21 protein-coding genes and 1 tRNA gene are annotated in these 22202 nt (G+C 60.5%); 6 read left to right on the forward strand and 16 right to left on the reverse strand.

What is annotated here, in order from left to right; all coding sequences use genetic code 11:
* Positions 1 to 119: 119 nt before the first annotated feature.
* The 5 genes from LQK83_RS20165 to lldP form a co-directional block, all read right to left on the reverse strand.
* On the reverse strand, positions 120 to 395 hold the full coding sequence (locus LQK83_RS20165) for a hypothetical protein (protein ID WP_230839278.1): 276 nt from the start codon (positions 393 to 395) through the stop codon (positions 120 to 122).
* A 233-nt stretch (positions 396 to 628) separates the two neighbouring features.
* Complete coding sequence (locus tag LQK83_RS20170; protein WP_230839279.1) at positions 629 to 1552, reverse strand: DUF1003 domain-containing protein; 924 nt, start codon at positions 1550 to 1552, stop codon at positions 629 to 631.
* Positions 1553 to 1741: 189 nt separating this feature from the next.
* Positions 1742 to 2878, reverse strand: a complete 1137-nt coding sequence (lldD, locus tag LQK83_RS20175) for an FMN-dependent L-lactate dehydrogenase LldD (protein WP_230839280.1) — start codon at positions 2876 to 2878, stop codon at positions 1742 to 1744.
* Between the two features lie 6 nt (positions 2879 to 2884).
* Positions 2885 to 3673, reverse strand: a complete 789-nt coding sequence (locus LQK83_RS20180) for an FCD domain-containing protein (RefSeq protein ID WP_230839281.1) — start codon at positions 3671 to 3673, stop codon at positions 2885 to 2887.
* Positions 3674 to 3797: 124 nt separating this feature from the next.
* Positions 3798 to 5447 (reverse strand): L-lactate permease, encoded by a 1650-nt coding sequence (lldP, locus tag LQK83_RS20185; protein WP_230839282.1) that lies wholly within the window; start codon positions 5445 to 5447, stop codon positions 3798 to 3800.
* A 427-nt stretch (positions 5448 to 5874) separates the two neighbouring features.
* Here lldP and LQK83_RS20190 point away from each other — a divergent pair, with 427 nt between their 5' ends.
* Positions 5875 to 7203 (forward strand): putative bifunctional diguanylate cyclase/phosphodiesterase, encoded by a 1329-nt coding sequence (locus tag LQK83_RS20190; RefSeq protein WP_230839283.1) that lies wholly within the window; start codon positions 5875 to 5877, stop codon positions 7201 to 7203.
* 253 nt (positions 7204 to 7456) lie between these two features.
* On the opposite strand, the gene LQK83_RS20195 is transcribed toward LQK83_RS20190, so the two are convergent.
* The 4 genes from LQK83_RS20195 to LQK83_RS20210 form a co-directional block, all read right to left on the reverse strand.
* Positions 7457 to 7999 carry a GNAT family N-acetyltransferase gene (locus tag LQK83_RS20195; protein ID WP_230839284.1) on the reverse strand — a complete coding sequence of 181 codons (543 nt, stop codon included), beginning with the start codon at positions 7997 to 7999 and terminating at the stop codon, positions 7457 to 7459.
* 73 nt (positions 8000 to 8072) lie between these two features.
* The gene (locus LQK83_RS20200; RefSeq protein WP_230839285.1) at positions 8073 to 9215 is read right to left on the reverse strand and encodes a helix-turn-helix domain-containing protein; all 1143 of its coding nucleotides are present in this window, start codon (positions 9213 to 9215) and stop codon (positions 8073 to 8075) included.
* A 334-nt stretch (positions 9216 to 9549) separates the two neighbouring features.
* Positions 9550 to 10353, reverse strand: coding sequence for a hypothetical protein (locus tag LQK83_RS20205; RefSeq protein ID WP_230839286.1), 804 nt, complete (start codon positions 10351 to 10353; stop codon positions 9550 to 9552).
* 93 nt (positions 10354 to 10446) lie between these two features.
* On the reverse strand, positions 10447 to 11013 hold the full coding sequence (locus tag LQK83_RS20210) for a TetR/AcrR family transcriptional regulator (protein ID WP_269065798.1): 567 nt from the start codon (positions 11011 to 11013) through the stop codon (positions 10447 to 10449).
* Between the two features lie 158 nt (positions 11014 to 11171).
* Between LQK83_RS20210 and LQK83_RS20215 the strand changes: the two genes are divergently transcribed.
* Together LQK83_RS20215 and LQK83_RS20220 are read left to right on the forward strand one after the other, a co-directional pair.
* Positions 11172 to 12266, forward strand: a complete 1095-nt coding sequence (locus tag LQK83_RS20215) for an alpha/beta hydrolase family protein (RefSeq protein WP_230839288.1) — start codon at positions 11172 to 11174, stop codon at positions 12264 to 12266.
* Positions 12267 to 12371: 105 nt separating this feature from the next.
* Complete coding sequence (locus tag LQK83_RS20220; RefSeq protein ID WP_230839289.1) at positions 12372 to 13556, forward strand: SGNH/GDSL hydrolase family protein; 1185 nt, start codon at positions 12372 to 12374, stop codon at positions 13554 to 13556.
* A 212-nt stretch (positions 13557 to 13768) separates the two neighbouring features.
* On the opposite strand, the gene LQK83_RS20225 is transcribed toward LQK83_RS20220, so the two are convergent.
* Both LQK83_RS20225 and LQK83_RS20230 read right to left on the reverse strand, forming a co-directional pair.
* A tRNA-Arg gene (locus LQK83_RS20225) sits at positions 13769 to 13845 on the reverse strand.
* A gap of 123 nt (positions 13846 to 13968) precedes the next feature.
* Positions 13969 to 14742, reverse strand: coding sequence for a crotonase/enoyl-CoA hydratase family protein (locus LQK83_RS20230; protein ID WP_230839290.1), 774 nt, complete (start codon positions 14740 to 14742; stop codon positions 13969 to 13971).
* Between the two features lie 116 nt (positions 14743 to 14858).
* On the opposite strand from LQK83_RS20230, the gene LQK83_RS20235 reads away from it, so the two are divergent.
* Positions 14859 to 15350: a MarR family winged helix-turn-helix transcriptional regulator gene (locus LQK83_RS20235; RefSeq protein WP_230839291.1), complete on the forward strand. Its 492-nt coding sequence runs from the start codon at positions 14859 to 14861 to the stop codon at positions 15348 to 15350.
* A gap of 644 nt (positions 15351 to 15994) precedes the next feature.
* Here LQK83_RS20235 and LQK83_RS20240 read toward each other — a convergent pair.
* Together LQK83_RS20240 and LQK83_RS20245 are read right to left on the reverse strand one after the other, a co-directional pair.
* Complete coding sequence (locus tag LQK83_RS20240; protein WP_230839292.1) at positions 15995 to 16756, reverse strand: SDR family NAD(P)-dependent oxidoreductase; 762 nt, start codon at positions 16754 to 16756, stop codon at positions 15995 to 15997.
* Between the two features lie 198 nt (positions 16757 to 16954).
* Positions 16955 to 18820 carry a feruloyl-CoA synthase gene (locus LQK83_RS20245; protein WP_230839293.1) on the reverse strand — a complete coding sequence of 622 codons (1866 nt, stop codon included), beginning with the start codon at positions 18818 to 18820 and terminating at the stop codon, positions 16955 to 16957.
* 236 nt (positions 18821 to 19056) lie between these two features.
* Here LQK83_RS20245 and LQK83_RS20250 point away from each other — a divergent pair, with 236 nt between their 5' ends.
* Both LQK83_RS20250 and LQK83_RS20255 read left to right on the forward strand, forming a co-directional pair.
* A complete protein-coding gene (locus LQK83_RS20250) occupies positions 19057 to 19365 on the forward strand; it encodes a Dabb family protein (protein ID WP_230839294.1) in 309 nt (102 codons plus the stop codon).
* Between the two features lie 78 nt (positions 19366 to 19443).
* On the forward strand, positions 19444 to 19713 hold the full coding sequence (locus tag LQK83_RS20255) for a hypothetical protein (protein WP_230839295.1): 270 nt from the start codon (positions 19444 to 19446) through the stop codon (positions 19711 to 19713).
* 4 nt (positions 19714 to 19717) lie between these two features.
* Here the strand turns inward: LQK83_RS20255 and LQK83_RS20260 are convergent, their stop codons facing one another.
* From LQK83_RS20260 to LQK83_RS20270, 3 genes are all read right to left on the reverse strand, one after another.
* The gene (locus LQK83_RS20260; RefSeq protein WP_230839296.1) at positions 19718 to 20197 is read right to left on the reverse strand and encodes a hypothetical protein; all 480 of its coding nucleotides are present in this window, start codon (positions 20195 to 20197) and stop codon (positions 19718 to 19720) included.
* A 253-nt stretch (positions 20198 to 20450) separates the two neighbouring features.
* On the reverse strand, positions 20451 to 21176 hold the full coding sequence (locus LQK83_RS20265) for a pentapeptide repeat-containing protein (protein WP_230839297.1): 726 nt from the start codon (positions 21174 to 21176) through the stop codon (positions 20451 to 20453).
* Positions 21177 to 21369: 193 nt separating this feature from the next.
* The gene (locus tag LQK83_RS20270; RefSeq protein ID WP_230839298.1) at positions 21370 to 22194 is read right to left on the reverse strand and encodes a transglutaminase family protein; all 825 of its coding nucleotides are present in this window, start codon (positions 22192 to 22194) and stop codon (positions 21370 to 21372) included.
* Between the last annotated feature and the right edge of the window lie 8 nt (positions 22195 to 22202).

A 22202-nucleotide genomic window follows, 5' to 3' on the forward strand; every position in this document is an offset into this window, starting at 1 on the left:
GGTGGTGACGGCGAAGTTTGGAGCGTTTCCGGCGCAACTGAAATCGCCTGAAACGCTCCATCTTTTGTTTTCCCGCAATTCCGGACGAAAAACCGCTTCACACTTTTTCTGGAATTGCTTTACCGTTCGCAGATCAGGCGGCCCCAGCGGTTTTCGAAGCAGCGCACGTGATGGTGGCGGCGCCAGGGGCGGTCCCAGTAGCCGTAGCGGGGGCCGTCATAGCGTTCGTACCGGGGACGATATTCGTAGCGGCGTTCGTAACGGTCGCGCCAGCCGTGGTGCCAACCGTCACGGATCACGACGATTTCATCGGCGGATGCCGTTGCGGGGATGGCAGCCAGCGCGCTGAGGCCGATGGCTGCTGCCAGAATTGCCTTGCCAAACATGTTGGTCATCAAAGTTCTCCTCAAAAGCCCTGGTCGGCGCGATCTGTTCAGCGCCTTGTCCGGGGGCGATCCGTTTGTCTCGTCGGTCGCCTCATCAGCGAACAGTGAGAGACTAGTTCCGCAGGGCTGAACGATGCCGGAATGTGCCGTTCATCTGGCGTTCAGCTTTGCCGTCCCGTTTCCGGTCAAAGCGGTCCTGCGGTTCGAGGAGAGATGCCGCAAAGATGGCGGATGGATGACGCTCACACGTTGCCGGCGGGCGGGGTGGTGGTCTTGGGTGTGGTCTTGGTCGGTTTCGGCGGCTTGGCGGGCTTGATGTCGCGGGCCGCCTTCAGCATGCGCTTCGTCGCCTTGGCCTGATCGTTCATCATCTCGATCTGCACCTGCTGGATTTCGGTCAGCCGCTCCCACTGCCGGTTCAGCAGGTGATCGACCTTTTCATGCAGGTGGCGTATTTCCAGTTCGGCCTTGAGGTTGACCTTGTATTCATTGAGCGCGCGCAGGCGATCCTTGGCTTCCTGACGCCGCTGGCTCATCATGATGATGGGGGCCTGGAAGGCGGCGAGCGTCGAGAGAATGAGGTTCAAGAGGATGAACGGGTAAGCGTCGAAGGCTTCCTTTTCGCCCAGCGCGACGTTGAGCATCATCCAGAAGCCGAGGAAGACGAAGAAGCCGATGATGAAGGTCCAGCTTCCGCCGAAGGCCGCGACCCAGTCGGCGACGCGGTCGCCAAGGGTGCGGACATCGTCATACTCGTCTTCGATGTTTTCCGTCAGCGTGTCATGCGTCTTGAGGCTTTCCACCACTTCCGCTTCGAGGAAGGAAATCTCGCCGCGCTCGTCCTTCAGAAGTTCCGCGATATAGCGCCCGCGCAGGTCGTCCATGGCCCGGCGGCTGACATAGTCGTCGGAGGTGATCGTCGGATGCTGGTTGCGGATGTACTCGGCCAATGCGGGACGAAGGTCGTCGACGCGGATTGCGTCCTTGCGCTTGAGCGGTGCGCCGGTGATGGCGTCGACCAGGCGGACGGATTTCTGCTTGGCGACATTGAGGTTGCTCGAATAGGTTTCCATCTTGACCGCAGCAGCCGTCTCGCCATCGCCCGCATCGAAATCGACGATGGTGCTCTCCGAGATGTCATCGCGTTCGAGCGTGGTGTCCGTCATGGCGGAGATCCTCTTGTCTGGGCCTTCGGTCTGAAGCAAAGGCAAGGCTTCGGGCAAGCGTGACGCGTTGAAAGGCGTCCGACTTTTCGCATGCTCATGCCATCATCAGACGACAGAACCAAGACAATTTTCAAGCATTTGTGACATGCCCTGCCGCCGGATGTTCAAGTCGGCATCATCCCGCCGCCGTTATCCCGCTGCCAGCATGCTGCGGTCGATCTCGGCAATCGATCGTGCCCCGGTCAGTGTCATGGCCACACGCATTTCCTTGGCGATGAGGTCGAGGAGATTTGCAACGCCGGCTTCGCCGTTCGCTGCGAGTGCGTAGATGAAGGCGCGGCCAAGCATGACGGTGTCGGCGCCGAGCGCCAGCATGCGCACGACATCAAGGCCGGAGCGGATGCCGGAGTCGGCAAGCAGTTTCATCTGGCCTTTCACGGCGTCGGCGATATCGGGCAGGGCGCGAGCGGTTGAGCGCACGCCGTCCAGCTGACGGCCGCCATGGTTGGAGACCACGATACCGTCCGCGCCGAAGCGCACGGCGTCGCGGGCGTCTTCTGCATCCAGAATGCCCTTGATGATCATCGGACCCTTCCAGAAGTCGCGGATCCACTCCAGATCGCTCCAGGAGATCGACGGATCGAAATTGTTGGCGAGCCAGCCGATATAGTCTTCGAGCTTGGTCGGCTGGCCGCGATAGGCGGAGATGTTGCCGAGATCATGCGGGCGGCCGAAGAGGCCGACATCGAAGGCCCAGTGCGGATGGAGCACCGCCTGCACCATACGGCGGAAGGCGGCGTTGGGCCCGGACATGCCGGAATGGGCGTCGCGATAGCGCGAGCCAGGCGTCGGCATATCGACGGTGAAGACCAGGGTGGTGATTCCCGCCGCCATGGCGCGCTCCAGCGCATTCTTCATGAAGCCGCGATCCTTGAGGACATAGAGCTGGAACCAGATCGGAGCGGGAGAGGCCTTCTGCACCTCCTCGATCGGGCAGACCGAGACGGTTGAGAGCGTGAAGGGGATGTTGCGGGACGTGGCGGCGCGGGCGGCCTGCACCTCGCCACGCCGGGCATACATGCCGGTCAGGCCAACCGGGGAAAGCGCCACGGGCATTGCCATCTTGCGGCCGAAGAGCTCGGTCGAGATGTCGAGGCTTTCGACATTCTTCAGGACCCGCTGGCGCAGTTCGATTTCGGAGAGGTCGGAAACGTTGCGGCCCAGCGTGTATTCGGCATTCGCCCCGCCATCGATGTAATGGAACAGGAAGGGCGGCAGGCGGCGGCGGGCGGCTTCGCGATAGTCGGTGGGCGACGATATGATCATGGCGTGTCAGGTCCTCGGGCTTGTGGTGCGGCGGAACGTTTCGGCGCGCTCGATGCGCGCACGTTCCTCGTCAATGGTGCGAATGGTGTGGGCAACGAATTCGAGATGGGTGTCGGAGGCAAGTTGGGCTGCATCAGCATCGCCGCTCGCGATGGCCTCGACCAGCGCCTGATGCTGCTCGGACAGGCGCTCGAATGTGCGCGGCACGATATAGAGCTTGTCAAGGCTCTGCGAGATGCTGCTTTGCAGGAGGTCGAACATGCTCGCCATGACCGACCGCAGTACGGCGTTATGCGAGGCGTCGGCAATGGCCAGATGGAAAGCGGCGTCCGCATGGGCTTCCGCTACGGCATCGCCGCTGGCGTGGTCATCCGCCAGTCGGTCGAAGCACGCGCGGATCGCCGCGATGTCGTCCGGCGTTGCACGCAGCGCAGCATGATAGGCGGCCTGACCCTCCAGCCCGCGGCGCACCTCCAGTACGTCGTGACCGAAACCCGGATTGCCGGCGACGACCGGAGTCAGGGGTTCGGCAATGGTGGCACTGGTCCAGCGCGTTTCGCCGGGGTCGGCAATGATGTTGCCGCCCTTGCGAATCGTCACCCGGCCCCGCGCGGCGAGCCGCATCAGCGCTTCCCTCAGCGAATTGCGCGAGGCACCCAGCATCTCTGCCAGCGCGCGTTCGGAGGGCAGCCGGTCGCCGACGGCAAGAGCGCGTTCGTCGATCAGCGTTTCGATTGCCTGTTCAACGCGGTCGGTGACGCGCTGCTGCGGCGTGGAGGCGTTGGTCGATGGCATCTTCGGAAGCCCTCAGTTGATCATGTCAGGCGGAGACGGGGGAACGTTGTAGCGCTCCTGCTCAGCCTTTCACAATGCCCATTTGTGTCGCCGCCTGATGCGATATCCGGCGGCGACATTCTCGTCAGGGGATCATCCACGGCAGGAGATAGGCCTGCACGGTCGTGATGATGCCGACCAGAGCTGCAAGCGCGAGGCTGTGCTTGACCGTGAAGCGGAAGAGATCGGATTCGCGGCCGATCAAGCCCGTTGCCGCACAGGCAATGGCGATCGACTGCGGCGAGATCATCTTGCCGGTGACGCCGCCCGTCGTGTTGACGGCAACGAGGAGCACATCCTTGACGCCAATCTGATGCGCGGTGGTCGCCTGCAGAGAGGCAAAGAGCGCATTGGCCGACGTATCCGAGCCGGTGAGGAAGACGCCGAGCCAGCCGAGGAAGGGCGAGAAGAAGGTGAAGCTTGCGCCCGTTTGCGCCAGCAGAAGGCCGAGCGTCGAGGAGAGGCCCGAATAGTTGGCGATGAAGGCGAAGGCGAGCACCATGCCGATGGAATAGATCGGGACCAGAAGTCCCCTGATCGTCTCGGCAAAGGTGGCGACGGCGCGGGCAGGCTTCATGCGCAGCAGAAGGATCGAGACGACGGCTGCGAGGAAGATCGCCGTACCGGTGGCCGAGAACCAGTCAAACTTGAAGTCGGCGGCAAATGGCGTTGCGGCTGTCACGATCGGCGGTTGCTTGATGACCAGCTTGTCGAGGAAAGGGACGCCGAGATGGCTGACCATGCCGCTGAGCGCGCCCTTTCCGGCAAACAGGGCCTTGAAGGGAGCGATGCTCCAGACCATCACAAAGACGGTGAGGATCAGGAAGGGTGACCAGGCGCGGGCCATCTGGCCGGCGGTGTAGGTCGTCTTCGGCGCTTCAGCCGGCCCATTGTTGGCCGTTTCAAAACGGAAGATACGGCGGGGTTTCCAGACCTTCAGGAAGAGCGGTAGGATGATAAGGGTGGCCAGCGCTGCGGTGATATCCGGCAGTTCCGGGCCCACGAAGTTGGCGGTGAAGAACTGGACGATGGCGAACGAACCGCCGGCCACGAGGATCGCCGGCCATGTTTCGCGCACGCCGCGTACGCCGTCCATGATCAGAATGAGCCAGAAAGGCACGAGAACCGAGAGAAGCGGCAGCTGGCGGCCGGCCATCTGGCCTATATGGAAGGGATCGAGCCCCGTGACCTGACCGGCGACGATGATCGGAATGCCCATGGCGCCGAAGGCAACCGGGGCGGTGTTGGCGATCAGGCAGAGGCCGGCGGCATAGAGTGGCTGGAAGCCGAGACCAACGAGGAGGGCGGCGGTGATGGCCACCGGTGCGCCGAAACCGGCTGCCCCTTCCAGAAACGCGCCGAAGGCGAAGCCGACGAGCAGCAATTGCAGGCGCTGGTCTTCCGTCACCGAGAGGATCGAGCGGCGGATGATCTCGAACTGCCCGGTTTCGACCGAGACCTTGTAGAGGAAGACTGCGGCGATGATGATCCAGGCGATCGGCCATAGCCCGTAGAAGAAGCCGTAGACCGCCGAAGCGAGCGCCATGGGCACGGGCATGCCATAAAGGAAGATCGCGACCGCGAGCGCCAGTGCAACCGTGATCGTGCCGGCGACATAGCCTTTGAGCTTCAGAAACGTCAGCGCGACGAAGAAAAAGATGATCGGCACCGCGGCGAAGAGGCTCGAGAGCCAGATATTGCCCAACGGATCATAAATTTGACTCCAAGTCCCCATAGTTACCCCTCCCGGATATGGTACTACCAAAATGCAAAGTCTTTTTGCTTTTTGACATAGTGGTTGAACCAAGTCAAACTTTCAGGCGTGTAACTTAAGTATTATATGCAATTTGGTATGACCATGGAGGCTTGAGAGATGTCGGGTAGCGTCGAGATCACGACATACGGATAAGGTCGCATCTGTCCCAAAGTGCGTGTTTCAGAGACCGTGAAGTTTGCTCAGTGTTCTTGCAACAGTTGTGGATCAGTGAAAAGTCTGGCCCTGATCGACGACAATGTGGCTGTATCCGTAAAATGCTGTTTGTCATTTTATGACTAATTTAGATCTTAAGGCGTATCGAAACTCGCGTATACGTTTTCGAGCTTCAATTTTAAAGTGTTTCATGCGCGATGATGGCCATAGACGCCGGGTGAGGGCCAATTTATTGGGCTCCGGCATAATCACAATCCTGATCGGTATGGGCTGGGGCACTGCGTTCGTTCTTTTCGACCGGCCGTTACTTGCGGCCATGCATGTCGTCCTGATCGCCTTCGGTGTTTGCCTTTTGTGGCTTGCCTATCAGCGCCGGCTCAAGGCGGCATCGCTTCTGGCAGCGCATTTCCTGCCGCTATTCATCGCCGTTTCCTGCCTGTTCGACAATGTTCCTGAGGGTGTGCATCGCGCAACGCAGATGCACTTTCTCTCCGTCGCCCTTGGCGGATATTTCGTGTATCGTTCCGGCGGCATCTACATGAAATATGTCATACCGGCACTTTGCCTGGTGGGCTTTGCTGTCTTTTCCAACACATCCATCGGTATTCACGATCCGGCGCTCGTCATTCCCGAGAATGTCGCCGCAATCGGCGTCTGGACCAACACCATAACCGCGGTTATCGAACTGACCTTCATCGTCCTCATCATGAATGCCGATCTCTCGGTCAGGCGCATGATGGATGTCGAGATGCGCAAGGCCATCGCGAACGGGGATTTCGCGCTTCATTATCAGCCTCAGTTCAACGATGCGGGTGTTGTTGTTGGTGCGGAGGCCCTCATTCGCTGGCCGCATGCCAAAATGGGCAATATTCCACCGGCCGAATTCATTCCGCTTGCCGAGGAGACCGGTCTGATCGTGCCTATCGGCAACTGGGTTCTGCGGGCCGCTTGCGCGCAGCTTGCCCAGTGGGAGGTGCAGCCTGAAACGCGCCATCTTACCATGTCGGTCAACGTCAGTGCATCGCAGTTCCGCCAGCCGGATTTTGTTCAGGGTGTCTGCGAAATCGTCCGCCTCAGCGGCGTCACGCCCTCGAAGCTCAAGCTTGAACTGACCGAGAGCATGTTCATCGACAATATCGAGGCCACCATTGCGAAGATGAATACGCTGAGGGCGATCGGTATCCTCTGGTCGCTGGACGATTTCGGCACCGGCTATTCCTCGCTCAGCGTTCTGCATCGCTTCCCGTTGAGGCAGATCAAGATCGACAAGGCCTTCGTGCGCGACATGCTGACAAACAGGTCGAACATGGTCGTGACCGAGGCGATCATCACGCTGGCGGAAAAACTTGGACTGCAGGTCCTTGCCGAGGGCGTGGAGACGCCGCAACAGCTTGATCGGCTGCGGGAAGCCGGTTGCGTGATGTATCAGGGCTATCTCTTCAGCCCGCCCGTGGACATCGCAGCCTTCGGGAAACTCCTGACGACCGGGGCCGGCAAGATTGCGGAGCCTGCCCCGGCACATGCGGAGCTGCAGCCCGCTCTATTGAGGTCGGCCAGCTAGCGCAATTCCAGGAAAAGTGGGAACCGGTTTTCTTTCGGAATTGCGTAAAAACAAATAGATAGAGTATTTCGGATGATGCGGCTTTCACCGGAAATGCTCTAGGATCTTCTGGCGAAAACGGGAGCGCCCGAAACGCTCCATCAGTTTGTTTCCAGTTCCGATCGAGATTGCGTTCCGGGGAGCCGGGCAGGGCGATCTGCTGTCGATGGAGCCTTCAGGGGCATCGGTGCCGACATCAGCGGCGCCTCTGTCATCACGATAGGCGGGAGCGTAGCGCCCATTCCTTCTTCAGAAGGGCATATTGGGCCGTGTTCTCGTAGATTGGATCGCCGTTCGCATCGTTTTCGAAGGATACGAATTCGATGAACATCGCTTCCTGCCGCATGCCCAGCCTCTCGCAGAGACGGCGCGAGGGCGCATTGACCTCTTCAACATAGGCGTAGAGCCGGCGGGCTTTTACGGTGGTGAAGAGATGGGTGAGCAGGGCTTGAGCCGCCTCGGTGGCGTAACCCTGACCGCCGAATTCCGGATTGAAGTTCCATCCGATAGAATAGGTATCCTCTTCCGGCATGGCGAAGACGTCGCCGATCAGGCGGCCGGTGTCCTTGAGGCATACGGCAAGATATTCGTCGCTTTCACTCCGCTGGCCCGCTTCATCTTCCGCAGCGTTCCTGTCCTTCAGCGCCATGGAGAAGAAGCAGGGTGCGGTCGGCTGATGCAGATAGGCATAGAGATCTTCGGCGTCTTCCGGTCGGAAGTTTCGCAACAACAGTCGCTTGGTTTCAATCGCGTCCATGTCCTTCGCCTTCGATCAATGGCGCTGCTTCGTAGGGGCAGACATGAGGCTATATAGGCGGCGTCAGGCCCGATTACACGCTCGACAATTCTTCGGCGGCTTCGTCCGTTTCGGCCGGCACTTCCACGTCGGTGCCATCCTCCTGTCTGAACCGCACCTTGTGTTTCCTCAGAAGTGGGCCCAGCTGCTCGATATTCCGGACCCGGAACGCTTCCGTGCTGCTGACCGGGAACCACCGCATCTGCGACGACTGGGGCGAGCGGACCTGTTTTGGCATGACGCCGAAATAGGAGCGGAACGCACGACCGGCAGAGGTGTGGTCGCGCAGCCCCCAGCGACGCATGACAGTGCCGATCTTCTCTGCCGGCCGAGACCGATCGACCAGATCATGAAAGACCTTTTCCAGCCGCCGTTCGAGGATGTATTTCATGATGCCGCCGCGCTGCTCGAACATCCGGTAGAGCGTCGGCCGGGTGATGTAGAATTTGCGGGTGATATCGGCCGGTGCCAGCGAGGGGTCGCAGAGATTTTCGTCTATCCAGCGGCAGATTGCTCCGAACTGGCTCTTGCGCAGATACGCGCGCGCCATTGAGCGTGTGTTTGCTTGCGCGCCAATCGCCGCCGCCAGCATCGCCGCCACCGCCTGGGCTTCCTCCTGCGCCTGTTGCTGGCTCATCTCCGGCAGTCTGTGCCACAGGTCGTCGAGATGCATGGTGAGGGCAACATTGGCCTCATTGTCTGCCGCAAGTACCAGTCCATGGATACTGTCCGGATTGGCAACCAGGGGAAGCAGCAGGTCGGGTGAAACGGCCAGCGCGAGATTGTCAACGCGCTCTGCCTCAATCGTGCAGGGGCGCGTCAGATCGAAAAAGGCCAGAGCCCTCGACGGGACCGCCACCTTCTCGCCCTCTATCGTGACGCTGAAGCTGCCGTTGCGATAGAACTGCACGAGGAAGTGGTTGACGCGGGTTAGTGCAATCAGGGCCTGAGATCGCTGCAGAATGCTGGCGGAGGAGAGACAGGTGGAGATCTGGAGTTGTCCGAGGTCATACACCGTGACGTTCATATGAAAATGATCGGCGACCTCCGGGCTCGGCGCGTCGAGGTCGAACATCATGGCCACGATCTGCCGCGCCGCGTCCAGAGGTGCCGGCTGGGAAGGATCGATTTCGATGTGAGCAAAGGGCAGGCGCGAATGTTGGTCCTGGGGCGTCATGGAAGATAAGTCCTGCATCCTCCGAAAATCTAAAAGTGTTGGTCGAAGCTGCGGTCCTAGCCACCTTGCAGTCCTGAGAACGTGGCCTTTTTAGGGACGTTTTTTCGACCTGGCGTCTCAAAATGGTTCGCGCGCATTTCCGGTATATTGCGCGCCTAGCGGTAGTTATTTATTCAGAAAACATAATGGCAGCAATTTTTAAAGACACATATTCGCCTCTGGCGCAATTCTTATAAGTAATGATTTGGCGGCGGTCGAGGTCACTCGGCCGCCGCCGTTGTTTTTTGCTGTTCCGAGGCAGATCGTCCCCCGTTCTGAGGGGCAGGTCTTCAACTCAAAGAGGCTTTCCGTTCTTGTCGAGCACCGTGATCCGGTACGAGCAGCCGTATAGCGTCTTGCCGGGGTGCGAAGTGACCGTGGAGAGGTTGCGGGCGATCACCGTATGACTGCCGAAGCGGGTTTCCGCGGTTGCCTTCTCGGTTGTGTCGGAGACGACCTTCTCGCCCAGGAATTTGCCCGACCGGCGCATCGCCTCAGCCATTTCTGACGGCACAGGGCCTTCCTTGCGCAGTGCGTCGAGCAGCTGGCCAGAATCGGCGGCGTTGGTGATGCCGAGCTCGCGTGCGAGCGGTGCCGGATCGGGTAGGTCGAGAATGGCCAGCACCGCGCTCGACGTGAACGCTATGCGCCGGGTCTGATAATGCCCGGCCACCGTGATCGGTTTGGAGAGTTTATATTCGGCGAGCATGAGGTTCTTTGAACCGACCTTTGTCCAACCGCGCTTTTGCACCATCTCGACGTCGTCACCCAAAGCAAAGAGCAGGGCGTTGAAGGTCGGCGCATCAAGCCGGCATTCGATCGCATCAACGATATCGATGGCGGCCGGATCAGGGTCTTCGGTCTGGGCCCAGACTGCGGTCGGAACGACGGCAGCCATGGCTGCAACAAGAACAAACATTCTCATGGCGGAATCCTTAGTCGTTTTGCCGCTGTGTGTCATACGAAAAGCGGGCAGGCAGGCACTCGTCGGAAGATATAGATGGCTCCGTAAGTCAAACAAGGTGCAGACATACATAAACTGAAGAAATGGCGCGCTGTGCCGGGTGAAGACGGAAACTATGCCTACGCTATAGCCCATTGATGCAAATTTCCCTTGAAAATCGGTCGAGCGGGCCATCAGCGATAAGGTGCACGCTCTCCTAGAGCATCGGACCAGGAAATGGAAACCGGATCAGCGCATCTCAGGCGTCAGTCTCTCCAACAATGTCCTTACGAGCTTATCCGCATAGCGTTCATCAATCGGCAATCCCAAAATCGCGCGCATGTAGAGCGGCGCCAGCAGGTGATCGATCACACCCTCTGCCTCCGGTGTAGCCTCGCCGCGCGTAGCGGCGCGAGCCAGCATTGCCTGAAGCTGTTCCAGCCGCGGCGCCAGCATCAGCTTTCGGGTTTCCGGCGACATGGTCGTGGTGGCCAGCAGCACACGGAAGAAGTTGACCTCGGCATCGGCGTTCAGTCCGGCGGCAATCCGTCGCGCCCATTGGGTCAGATCTGCCAGAAGGCCCCCTTCGTCGGGCAAAGGAAATGTTTCGTTGAGCCGTTCCACGGCCATTTCCATCAATAGAGATCCGACATCGCCCCACCGCCGATAAAGACTGGTCGGGGCGATGCCTGCCAGCTTCGCGATTTCCGGCATGGTGACGTTGTGGAGGCCTTGCTCGACTGCAAGAGCGCGCGCCGCCTCGAATGCCTTTGCTTTTACAATGGCGGTTCGCCCGCCGGGACGTCTGGTTGACATGCCGACCTTAAAGTGAATATATTTGCTTTAACGCCGGTTTCGGCGCCTGTTCCATGTCACATTAGGGCACCACAATGTCAAAGCAAGAGATCGCAACCGGTGGTGAAGACTATTCCACCCAAAGGCTTAGCCAGCGTTATCGCTTTTCCGATCCGAATATGGACCTCTTCTTCCTCGGTGCTCTCGGTTGGGCTCCGGCCGGCGGCATCTCGGCAGGGGAGGCCTTTCAGGTCGCCACGATGATCGAGGATGGCAATGCCGATTCCTGGGCCAGCGCCTTCGAGGGTCAGGGCGAAACCCTGATCGCTCAAGCAGATCAATGGATTTCGCGCGGCGAGACCCGTGCTGCCGGCGAGACCCGTCTACGCGCATTCACCTGCTTCCGTCTTGCGTGGCAATTTATTTCTCCGGGCGACCGGTTCCTGTTCCTGTTCCGCCGCAGCCAGCAGCTTTTCGATTTGGCGATGCACGAGCTGGGTCTGCCGTCGGAGCGGTTTGAGGTGCCTTATGGCGGCTCCGTCTTGCCGGGGCACTTCTTCCGCGCCAGCGATCCCGCTTCCCCCACGATGCTGGTGATCGGCGGCGCGGACACCTGTCATGAAGATCGCTTCCTGTCGCAGGGGCGCTACTATATCGACAGGGGCTATCACGTCGCTTTGGTGGACCTGCCTGGGCAGGGCGCCACGGCGGCCGACGGGCTTTTCTGGGAGCCCGAAACCGAAAAGCCGGTGGGGGCTGTGCTCGATTTTCTCCGTGCGAATTGCGGTGTCGATTTTTCTCGGCTGGCTTTGCTGGGCATGAGTCTTGGCGGCTATTTTGCTGCCCGGGCTGCCGCCGAGGAGCCGCGGCTCGCTGCGGTCATCGCCACGCCGGTCCTGTCCAAACCGGTCGAGCTTTTCATGGCGGCGGTTGGCGCCCATTCCAATCCGTCGCAGGCTGCCGAGAGGAACATGGACGTCCTGATGTGGAAGTGTGGGACGCAAGACCTGTCTTCTCTCGCCAGCAAGTGGCAGGATAAACATGCCGATCCTGCAAAAGTGCGGATGCCGTTTCTTTCGGTGCTAGGCACACAGGAGGGCGGCGTCTGGCAGAAGCAGACACGGAACTGGAGCGAAGGCGTGACGTCGCCAGGCAGCCAGTTGCTGGTGCTCGGACCGGAAACCGGGGCCGATGCGCATTGCCAGGGAAACAATCCGCTGCGTCTGGCCCAGGAGGTTCATGCCTGGCTCGGCGCCGTCTTTCCGGCGCGGTAAACAGTGCGTTTCGCGGCGGTCGGGCGAGGCCGGCTTTGCCGGGGTCATAGCAATGACGCGATGCTTCCGCACTTTGCTGCCTGAACAACACGAACTGGATTTGCGATGTTCGAAGCGAATGCCGATTGGCGCAGGACTCCCATCACTGCCGCAATGCTGCGTGGCTGGATTGAGCTTGAGGAGACGCCAGCCGGTCTCCTGCCGCACCGACTGCCCAAATGGGCGCGGACGCAGTGGACCGATCCGCAGCTTTCCATGGTGGAACAGCAGCCATCCGGCATGCGCCTGTGCTTCAGGACGCGGGCCACGACGATCGCCCTCGAAGCTCTGCCGACAAAGCGGCATTATGTCGGAATGCCGGCGCGTCCGGATGGGATCTATGATCTCGTGATCGACGGTGTCCTCGCCGGTCAGGGCAGTATCGCGACGGGGAATGTGGTGCGTATCGATCTGGCGAGGTGGGCGGCCGATGCAAACCTTGTCGCCGACATGGAGCCGGGCGCGCCCGGCCTGCTGCGTTTCGAGACGCTGCCGGACAACATGAAGGTCATCGAAATCTGGTTGCCGCATGACGAGGTGACGGAACTGGTCGCTCTTCACGCAAATGCCCCCATCGAGCCGGTCCCGCCATCCGGTCAGCGGATATGGCTCCATCATGGCAGCTCGATCAGTCATGGCTCCAACGCGGTGCATCCAAGCGGCATCTGGCCTGCGGTTGCGGCATCCATCGCCGGTGTCGATCTTTTGAATCTGGGTTTCGGCGGCAGCGCGCTGCTCGATCCGTTCCTCGCGCGAACCATAAGGGACCAGCCAGCCGATCTTATCAGCCTCAAGCTCGGTATTAATGTCGTCAATATGGACCTGATGCGGCTGCGCGCTTTCGGTCCGGCGGTCCATGGCTTTCTCGATACGATCCGTGACGGACATCCGACCACGCCGTTGCTGATCGTTTCCCCGATCTTCTGCCCGATCCATGAAGTCACACCTGGCCCCAGTGTGCCGGATTTCTCGGACGGTCAACTGAAGTTCCGCGCGGCGGGTAGCGAAACCGACACGGCAGTTGGCAAGCTGACGCTCTCGTTGATCCGCGACGCCCTTCGCGCAATCACCGCGCAGAGGCGGGGGAGCGATCCCAACCTCCACTATCTGGACGGGCGGGAGCTTTACGGGGAGGCCGACCATGAACATCATCCGCTGCCCGATCGCCTTCATCCCGATACCGCGACCCACAAACTGATCGGTGAGCGGTTTGAGGCCACGGTCTTTGGCGAAGATCGTCCATTCGGTTGATGGGGCCTCTACGTCGCGGCTCGCACTTTCGAGTCGTGAGCTCTCCGCATCACTGAAGTCTGCGGGAATCTCAGGCGCCTCAATCCAGATATTTGCCCGTGTCAGGCCCGTCGCAACGCCGAACGGGGACAGATCCGATCCGATCGCCGCGCCAAAGTTGGCGTCAACGCCATGAAACGGCGGCTTCGATGGTTCGCTGTTCTAGACTGAAATGGCGCACCCGACAGGATTCGAACCTGTGACCTTTGGAATCGGAATCCAACACTCTATCCAGCTGAGCTACGGGTGCTTGCCTACGGCTTTCGCCGATCCGATGCGGCTTCTTAGCGTGTTCGCGCGGGCGCTTCAACTCGAAATGCGATTGCGCCCACGGGTTTCTTGAGGTTGAGGGGAGGGCAGATGCCCGTTGCCGTTAGGAGAAGTTGGGCTTGCGCTTTTCGAGGAAGGCTTTGAGGCCTTCGCGGGCGTCGGGGCCGGTCTGGGTCATGGCGGCGGTGAGGCTTTCGACATAGAGGCCGTCGGCGCGGCTCATGTCGTTGATGCGGGCGATGCCCTGGATGACCATCTGGTTGATGAGCGTAGAGTTCGTTGCGATGTTCTCGGCGAGTTCCTTCGCCTTGGCGAGCGCTTCGCCTTCGCCGACGAGATAGTGCGCGAGGCCTATCCTCTGGCCTTCCTCGCCGGAATAGATGCGGCCGGTCAGCATCATTTCGGTCATGCGGTCGGGGCCGACGATGCGGGAGATGCGCGCGGTCGCGCCGCCGCCGACATAGATGCCGCGCTTGCCTTCCGGCAGCTGGAACTTGACCGAGGGTTCGGCAATGCGAACATGCGTGGCGGCGGCAATTTCCAGACCGCCGCCCATGACGGCGCCCTGCATGGCCGAGACGATCGGCAGGCCGCCGAACTGCATCAGATCCATGACCTCATGCCAGCTGCGCGAGTGGCGGAAGACGTCGACCGAGTTGCGCTCTACGGCTTCGGAGAGGTCTAGTCCGGCCGAATAATGCCCGCCTTCGCCGCTCATGATGACGCAGCGCACGCCCTGCGGCGGGGCGGAAAAGAAGGCGCGCAACTCGGCGAGCGTGCGGTCGTTGATGGCATTGCGCTTTTCGGGGCGGCAGAAGGTCAGATAGGCGAGATTGCCTTCCAGGCTGATCCGGATATTCTGCTTGCTGTCGGTCATCTGTCTTGGCCTCCCCCATGCGCGATCGGCATTTCGCCGTCGTCTTCGAAATTAGTTATATAGTATAACTGTAGAGAAGCTTGGGCAAGGTGCGCTATGGCGATTTTTTGCAATTGGTGGAGAATTATGTAATCTTTGCCAAACCTTCGGGGCCAATACCTTCGGGGAATGGGAGGCATGCCATTATCAATTATTCAGTCCTGAGCGAAGCGGTCGGCTATCGGCTTCGCCGCGCACAGCTTGCAGTCTTCCAGGATTTCGGTGAATCCTTCGCGGCCGAGGGCCTGCGCCCTGCCGATTTCTCCGTCGTCCTCCTTATCAAGCACAATCCTGGCCTCAAGCAGAGCGAGGTGGCGGAGGCGCTGGGCATCCAGCGGGCCAATTTTGTCGCCATCGTCGACGGGCTCGAGCGCCGCGAGCTGGTGGAGCGGCGCAAGTCCGAGACCGATCGCAGGGTACAGGCGCTTTACCTGACGCCGCTCGGCGAGCAGTTCGCCGACAACATGCTGACGACCTGGAAGGCGCATGAGGACCGCATGATCGAAAAGCTCGGCGGGCCGGAAGCCCGTGACGAACTGATCCGCCTCGTGAACCGGCTGACGGAGTAGGTCATTCCATTCGAACCATTGAATATTTAACGTTGTGCCCGGCGTTACGTGGAGGCGCTCGCCCTCAATGATGTATTTCTGATTCTAATCTGGACAATTTATGAGCGTAGTGCAAAATTCAGATTGCGCTACTTTGACGATGCATTTCCGGGGCGCGCGCGGGGAATGCGTCGGGGTGACAAATGGTCAGGTTAGGAAGGGGTATCTCGTGAGGTTTTTTCTTACATGCGTTGCAGTAATTTTGTCCGCATCGACCGCGTTTGCATGGGATAATAGCGCCAAGAAAGTCAAAGGCAACGATCTTGGAGTTCAGAGCCACAAATATGACGGTCACTTGATACAGACCACGGTCAATTGTTTCCTCGCTGACAAGGAAGATATCCGTTGCCTCGCAGGTTTCGGAGCCAGAATAGACTTCTCAACAGTGACTGGCGACGGAATGAGCGGTTATCTCTTCGACAAATGCGACTCGATCGACAATTTGCCGAAGAACATCTGCAAATTCGAAATCCAGTTTACGTATTCAGGGTTTTCCTCCCAGGATATGTCGAATGGCGCCTCTATCACTGTGATTGAACCGACCGGGGGAACGGCCGAATTCAGGAGATACAAGAAATAGGCGATGTCGTGCGAATGAGATTGTTTTATTTCGGCTGCATGCGCAGCGCGCCATCGAGGCGCACGGTTTCGCCGTTCAGATAACTCATCTCGATCATTGAGACGGCGAGCCTGGCGAAATCTTCTGCCGAGCCGAGGCGCGACGGGAAGGGGATCGACGCACCGAGGCTGGCCTGGATCTCGTCCGGCAGTTCGTTCATCAGCGGGGTCTTGAACAGGCCCGGCGCGATGGTGTTGACGCGGATGCCGATCTTGGAAAACTCGCGCGCGGCCGGCAGCGTCATGGCCACGATGCCGCCCTTGGAGGCGGAATAGGCGGCCTGGCCGATCTGGCCTTCGAAGGCGGCGACGGAGGCGGTGGAGATGATCACCCCACGCTCGCCATCGTTGAGCGGCGCGAGCGTCTGCATGCGATGGGCTGCCAGACGCATCATGTTGAACGTGCCGATGAGGTTGACGCGGATGACGCGCTCGAAGGCGGCAAGCGAATGCGGGCCATCGCGGCCGACGATGCGGCTCGCGGTGCCGATACCTGCGCAGTTGACGAGGACGCGAGCCACGCCGTTCTTAGCTTCCAGTGCGTCGAGCGCGGTAATCGCGCTTGCCTCGTCCGAGACGTCGCAGCGGGCGAAGGTCGCGCCGATGTCTTTTGCCAGCGCTTCGCCCAGATCCACGTTCAGATCGAGAATGCCGACCTTCGCGCCCTTTGAGGCAAGGAGTTTTGCGACGCCTGCGCCGAGGCCGGATGCGCCACCGGTGATGGCGACTGTGATGCCGTTGATATCCATGGGGTTTTTCCTCTTGTGCGTGGTGGATTTTGGCCTCTGGCCTTCGAAATCGGAGCTCCCCCTCATCCGCCTGCCGGCACCTTCTCCCCGCCGGGGAGAAGAGGGCTGGAGCCGCAGCCTCGCCTTTATCCTCGCCCCTTCGGGGAGAGGTCCGCCGAGCGAAGCGGAGGCGGGGTGAGGGGGTGAGGCCGGGACATTTCAGCCCTTCCTGTTCGCCACCAGCACATGCGCCGGAATCTCGGCCGCATAGAGTGCCTCGCAATGCGCGGCGCGGGTGGCCATGACGGCGCGCTGGTTGAGCGAGCCCTTGTCGGTGATTTCGTTGGCATCCGGCGAAGGCGGCGTTTCGAGGATAATGGCGCGGGCCACCATGGTGGAGGAGCCGGTGGACTGGCGTGCGAGATCGTTGAGGCCGGACTGGATGCGGGCGACGAGCGCCGGATGTTGCGCAATCGTGGCCGTGTCCTCGACGGTCGCGAGCTCCGGGAACTCGCGACGGCAGGCGTCATAATCGAGGAAGAGCAGGCCGCCGATATGCGGCAGATCGAGCCCGGTGAGCACGAGGTCGCGCACCAGCGGCGCCAGGCCCCGAATGGTCGCGCCGCGGACGCTCGCCATGTTGACCCATGTGCCGGTGTCGAGCTTGAAATCTTCCGTCACGCGGCCGTCGAAGAGCAGGCCCTTGGCGATGTCGTTCGGGTCGTGATAGCGCAGGGCATCCTGCATCAGGTAATAGCCTTCCTCGTCGAAGGCTTCCTTCGTCTTGTCGGGTTGACGCCAGTAGCCGGGCGTGATTGAGGCGCCCTTGACGCGCACTTCCAGCTTCTCGCCATTCGGGACCAGCTTCATCTCGGAGCCGGCGGCCGGCAGACCGATTTCGCCGGGACGGCTGACGGGCCAGACAGTGGTGGACAGGAACGGGCCGGTCTCGGTCGAACCGTAGCCGGTGATGATCATGATCTTCTCGCCGACGGTCTCCATGGCGAGGTCTTCCAGCGCCTTGAAGACATGGTCGGCAAGGCTTGCCCCGGCATATTGCAGAACCTTGACACGGGAGAAGAAGCGCTTGCGCAGCGTCTCGTTCGACCGCAGATGCTCCACCAGCATTTCATAGCCCTTGGGCACGTTGAAATAGAGGGTGGGGGCTATGTCGAGCAGGTTATGAACGGTCTTGTGGATGCCGATCGGTGTCGGTGCGCCGTCGTCGATGTAGAGCGAGCCCCCGTTGAAGAGCGCGATGCCGAAATTATGGTTGCCGCCGGCGGTGTGGTTCCACGGCAGCCAGTCGACCAGAACCGGCGGCTCGTCCTTGAGGAAGGCGAGCGTGTCGCGGATCATCACCTGGTTGGCCGAGATCATGCCTTGCGTGTTGATCACGGCTTTCGGTTTGCCGGTCGAGCCGGAGGTGAAAAGGAACTTGGCGATCGTCTCGGGGCCGAGACCGGAGATGGCGATATCGACGGCGTCCGTGGCCGGCTGCGACAGGATCTCGTTGAGATTACGCGCGCCGGGCACGGTGGAGAGGTCGCCCGTACCGAAGACGGGAACGCTTTCCTGTACCACGGCGCGGATCGCATCCTTATACAGCTCGATATGCTCGGCGAAGACCATGCCGGGGGTGATCAGGTCGAAGACGTGATGGAGCTTGTCGAAGTCCTTCGACTTGGTGGAATAGGCGGGTGCAATCGGCGCGTAGGGGATACCGGCGGTCATGCAGCCCAGTGCGACCAGGCCGTGATTGACCGAATTGCCGGAGAGGATGACGACAGGGCGGTCGGCCGAGAGCTTGTGATCGATGAGATATTGCGCGATCGCACGGCTGAGGTCGCGCGCTTCGCGATAGGTCACGCGCCGCCATTCGCCATTGGGCATGCGGTCTGCGAGGAACAGCCGGTCAGGCATATGCTCGGCCCAGTGGTCGAGAACGGCGATGGTGGAGACAGGAACATCGCCAATGGGCGCGACCGGGCGGATATAGGTTGCACCATTCTCTGCGCGTGTCACCGAAACGTCGAGCGTGCCGAAATTGACGGGGCGAATGCCCGGCATGGATATCACTGGCATGTGTTCCTCCCAAAACTAGTTATTATGTATAACAATATTTGGGGCGTGGTCAAGGTGTGCCTGAATGTCCAGCGGGGTGCCGGTGGCGGGTCGTGCCGGGCGCGGCGAGGAGAGTTGCGGGGTCATTTTCCTCCCTTCGCGGGCCACCATCGGGCTTGCCCCGTAGCATGCGGTTGCTTGTGCGCGGCGGCGGCTTGTACTATGGCGGAGGACCGTTCGCAGGATTGGAGATTTGCGTGATCCGACACGTCGTGTTCTTTACCGTTTCGGAAGCGCATCTTGAACAGGCGCGCGCGGGTCTTCAGCGTCTCGGTGAAATTCCGCATGCGAAACTGTTTGAGGTTGGCGTCAACCTCAAGCGCGATCTCTATGCCAATGAGGTCGATCTTGTCGTTTATGCCGAGTTCGACACGCTGGCCGATTTTGATGCATACAAGGCGCACCCGCTTTACAGTCAAATCACGGCCTCCGTCCGCCCGCTGCGCGAGACGCGTATTGCCGCAGACTTTGAGAGCGCCGCTGCGGTTTTTGCGCAGAGCCAATAGATTTTACGCAAGCGTCCACGCCTGAAACGGTTACGCCGCGTCCGCGAGGCAGCTTTGGTCCACGGAGGTCATATCGTCATGAAGAAGCCGCTTCTGAACATCGAGCCGGAACATCCGATCTACCGTCCGCTGTGGGTGCGGCTGCTGATCGTCGGCATTCTGGCTGTGTGGTCGGTGCTGGAGCTGACAAGGGGCTCGCCCTTCTGGGGCACGATTGCAGGCGGGGTTGGGCTTTTTGCCGCCTGGGAGCTGATCTGGCGCTACCCGGAGCATCGGGCCAATGCCGATGCCAAGGCGGCCGCGAAGGCAGAGGCTGAGGCGGCACGCGCGGCCGAGCGCGACGCGTAAGTCCTCAGCGCCCTGACGTCGGCAGGCGCTTCAGCGCTTCATCAATCAGCAGATTGGCGATCTTCATGCGGAGCGTCGCCTGTTCGCGCCATTGCTCGCCGACCATGTCTGGGTGGTTCTGGCGGGCGAAGGCGCGGCGCAGGCTGTGCAGCGCTTCGGCGGAGCGTGCTTCTGAAAGCTTGAGGTCTTCGGCGACATCCTGCGGGGTGAGGCGCGAAAAGGTGCGGGCCTCAAGTCGCTCGAAAGGCGGGTCGGAAACCGGCTCCGGCATGACCGAAGGCCTGTCCTCGAAGTCGAAATAGGCGTCATGCAGGCGGCTCTCTCCTCCGGGCAGTGGAATGCCGACGGAGGCGCTGACAAAGCCGGCATTGAGGCCGCGTATGCCGAGGCTGGGGGAGGCGGCTTCCTGCTCTGTTGCTTCGTCGTCCCGCTCTTCGGCGAGGCGGTCGAGCACGGCGTCGAAAAGGCTTTGTCCCAAGATCATGGCGTCCTGCTCAGGGTTGTCTCAAGCCGGGCTTGAATGCGAAGCATCTGTTCAGCGGCGGATATCTTGAAGATCCAACCCTGTCCGAGCCTTTTTGCGGCAAACGGGACGCGGGCCCCCTCTCTCGCCCTTGCCGATCTTCAGTGGCTTGTGGTGGATCGGCCCTGGCGAAATGGAGCGCGGTGCGGCTGACGCTATCTCTTTGTTTTACGTAATTTCAGACGCGAAACCGTTGCGCCCGGATTTGCTTTGATCAGCCCGCCGTCAGAAGACCGAATGACGTGACGATCGCCTCGTGCTGATCGCGCGTGACGGTGAGCGCGCGGAACGAGGCCATGGACTGGAAGTCCAGCTCGTCGAAGCTTGCATGCGAGAGATTGGCATGATCGAGCACAGCGCCCGCAAAGTCGATGTTGGAGAGGCTTGAGCCGCGAAAGCTGGCGCCATTCAGCTTCGCGCCGGCGAAGGAGGCGTCCCGCAGGTCGCAGCTTTGGAAAATGCTGTCCTTAAGATCGCCGGGGGCGAATTCGGCATATTGCAGCTTGCAACGGATAAAGCGCAGGCCGCCGGGGATCACCTGGCTGCGGACCTTCCTTTGTGCCTCGATATCCGCCTTGAGCCCCGGTGCCGCACAATCGGTGAAGGAGAGCATGTAGCCCTGGCAGCCGACGAACTTGTTCAGCGAAAGGCTGGACTTTTCGAACTCGGCCTTGGAGAGGTCGCAGTAGCGCCAGTCACTGCCCGTCTCGCCCTCAGCGAAGACGCAATCCTTGAACGTGGCTTCCTTGAAGGTGCAGTGATCGAAGCTGCATTGGAGGAACTTGGCGGCGCGGACGCTTGCATAGTCGAAATTGCAGTTGACGAAGCGGCAGGTGCGGAACTCCACCTCGCTGATGTGGAATTCCTGAAGGTCGCTTCCATCGAAGCGCTCACCCCTTACAGGTGCTGCCGCATTGATGGCCTGTTCCAACGTCCGCATCCCGAAGCCTCCCGGTTCCGGAAGACCATACCGGCAGGGACCAAGTGTAGTCCATGTCATATTGCCGTCAAATACCTGCGGTAGAAAAGCCTTGTCAGCGAGAGGCGAGCCACGGATGAACTGGTGCCGCGTAGACAATGAGGAAGGTCAAGCATAGCTTGGCCTTTTTTCGTTTTCAGTTGCGGCTAAACCTTCAGCTCTGGCTCTGACTTTGCGACTGGCTCGGGCCTTCGACCATGACCGCGACCTTCATCGTTTCTGCCGAGACTCCATGGATCATGCCGGAGATGGGGCAGGCGTCCTTGTAGTCGAGGCCGCAGGCGATGCGGACATAATCCTCGTTGGGGCAGATGTCGTTGGCGGCGTCGAAGCCGACCCAGCCGAGACCGTCAACATGGGCTTCAGCCCAGGCATGGCTCGCCGTCTGCGCCGGGTTGCCGGGCATGTGCAGGTAACCGGAGACGTAGCGGGCGGGAAAACCCATCTGGCGCGCGGCAGCGATGAACACATGGGCGTGGTCCTGGCATACGCCGGTCTTCAGCTCCATGGCCTGTTCGGCAGTCGTTGCCGCATCCGTCGTGCCGGCTGTATAGACGATGCGCGCCCTGATGCGGCTCATCAGCTGGTGCAGCTTCGGCAAGTCTTCGGCCGCATCGAGCGACTTGACCAGTTCGCGGATGAGTTTGCCAGGCTTGGTCAGCGGCGTGTCGCGGCGATAGAGCCAGAGCGGCGTATAGGCCGTGTGGGGGCCCAGAACGCCGGCCTTGTCGATGGTCTCGACCTCGCCTTCGGCGACGATGCGGATGGAATGCTGCTCGCCGTTCAGAGAGACCAGTTCGGTATAGTTCTGGTACTGGTCGTCATAGCCGACCTCGAGCTTGGCGCCTTCCACGGAGGTCTTCCAGGAAAGCACCTTCTGCGTCGGGCCGGATTTGGGCGTCAGGCGAAGGCGCTGCAGCGAATACTGCACTGGGTCGTCATAGGTGTATTCGGTCGTGTGGCTGATCTTCAGTCGCATGTCGCGGT

The organism is Rhizobium sp. C1 (genome assembly GCF_021026335.1).
GTDB lineage: Bacteria > Pseudomonadota > Alphaproteobacteria > Rhizobiales > Rhizobiaceae > Ensifer_A.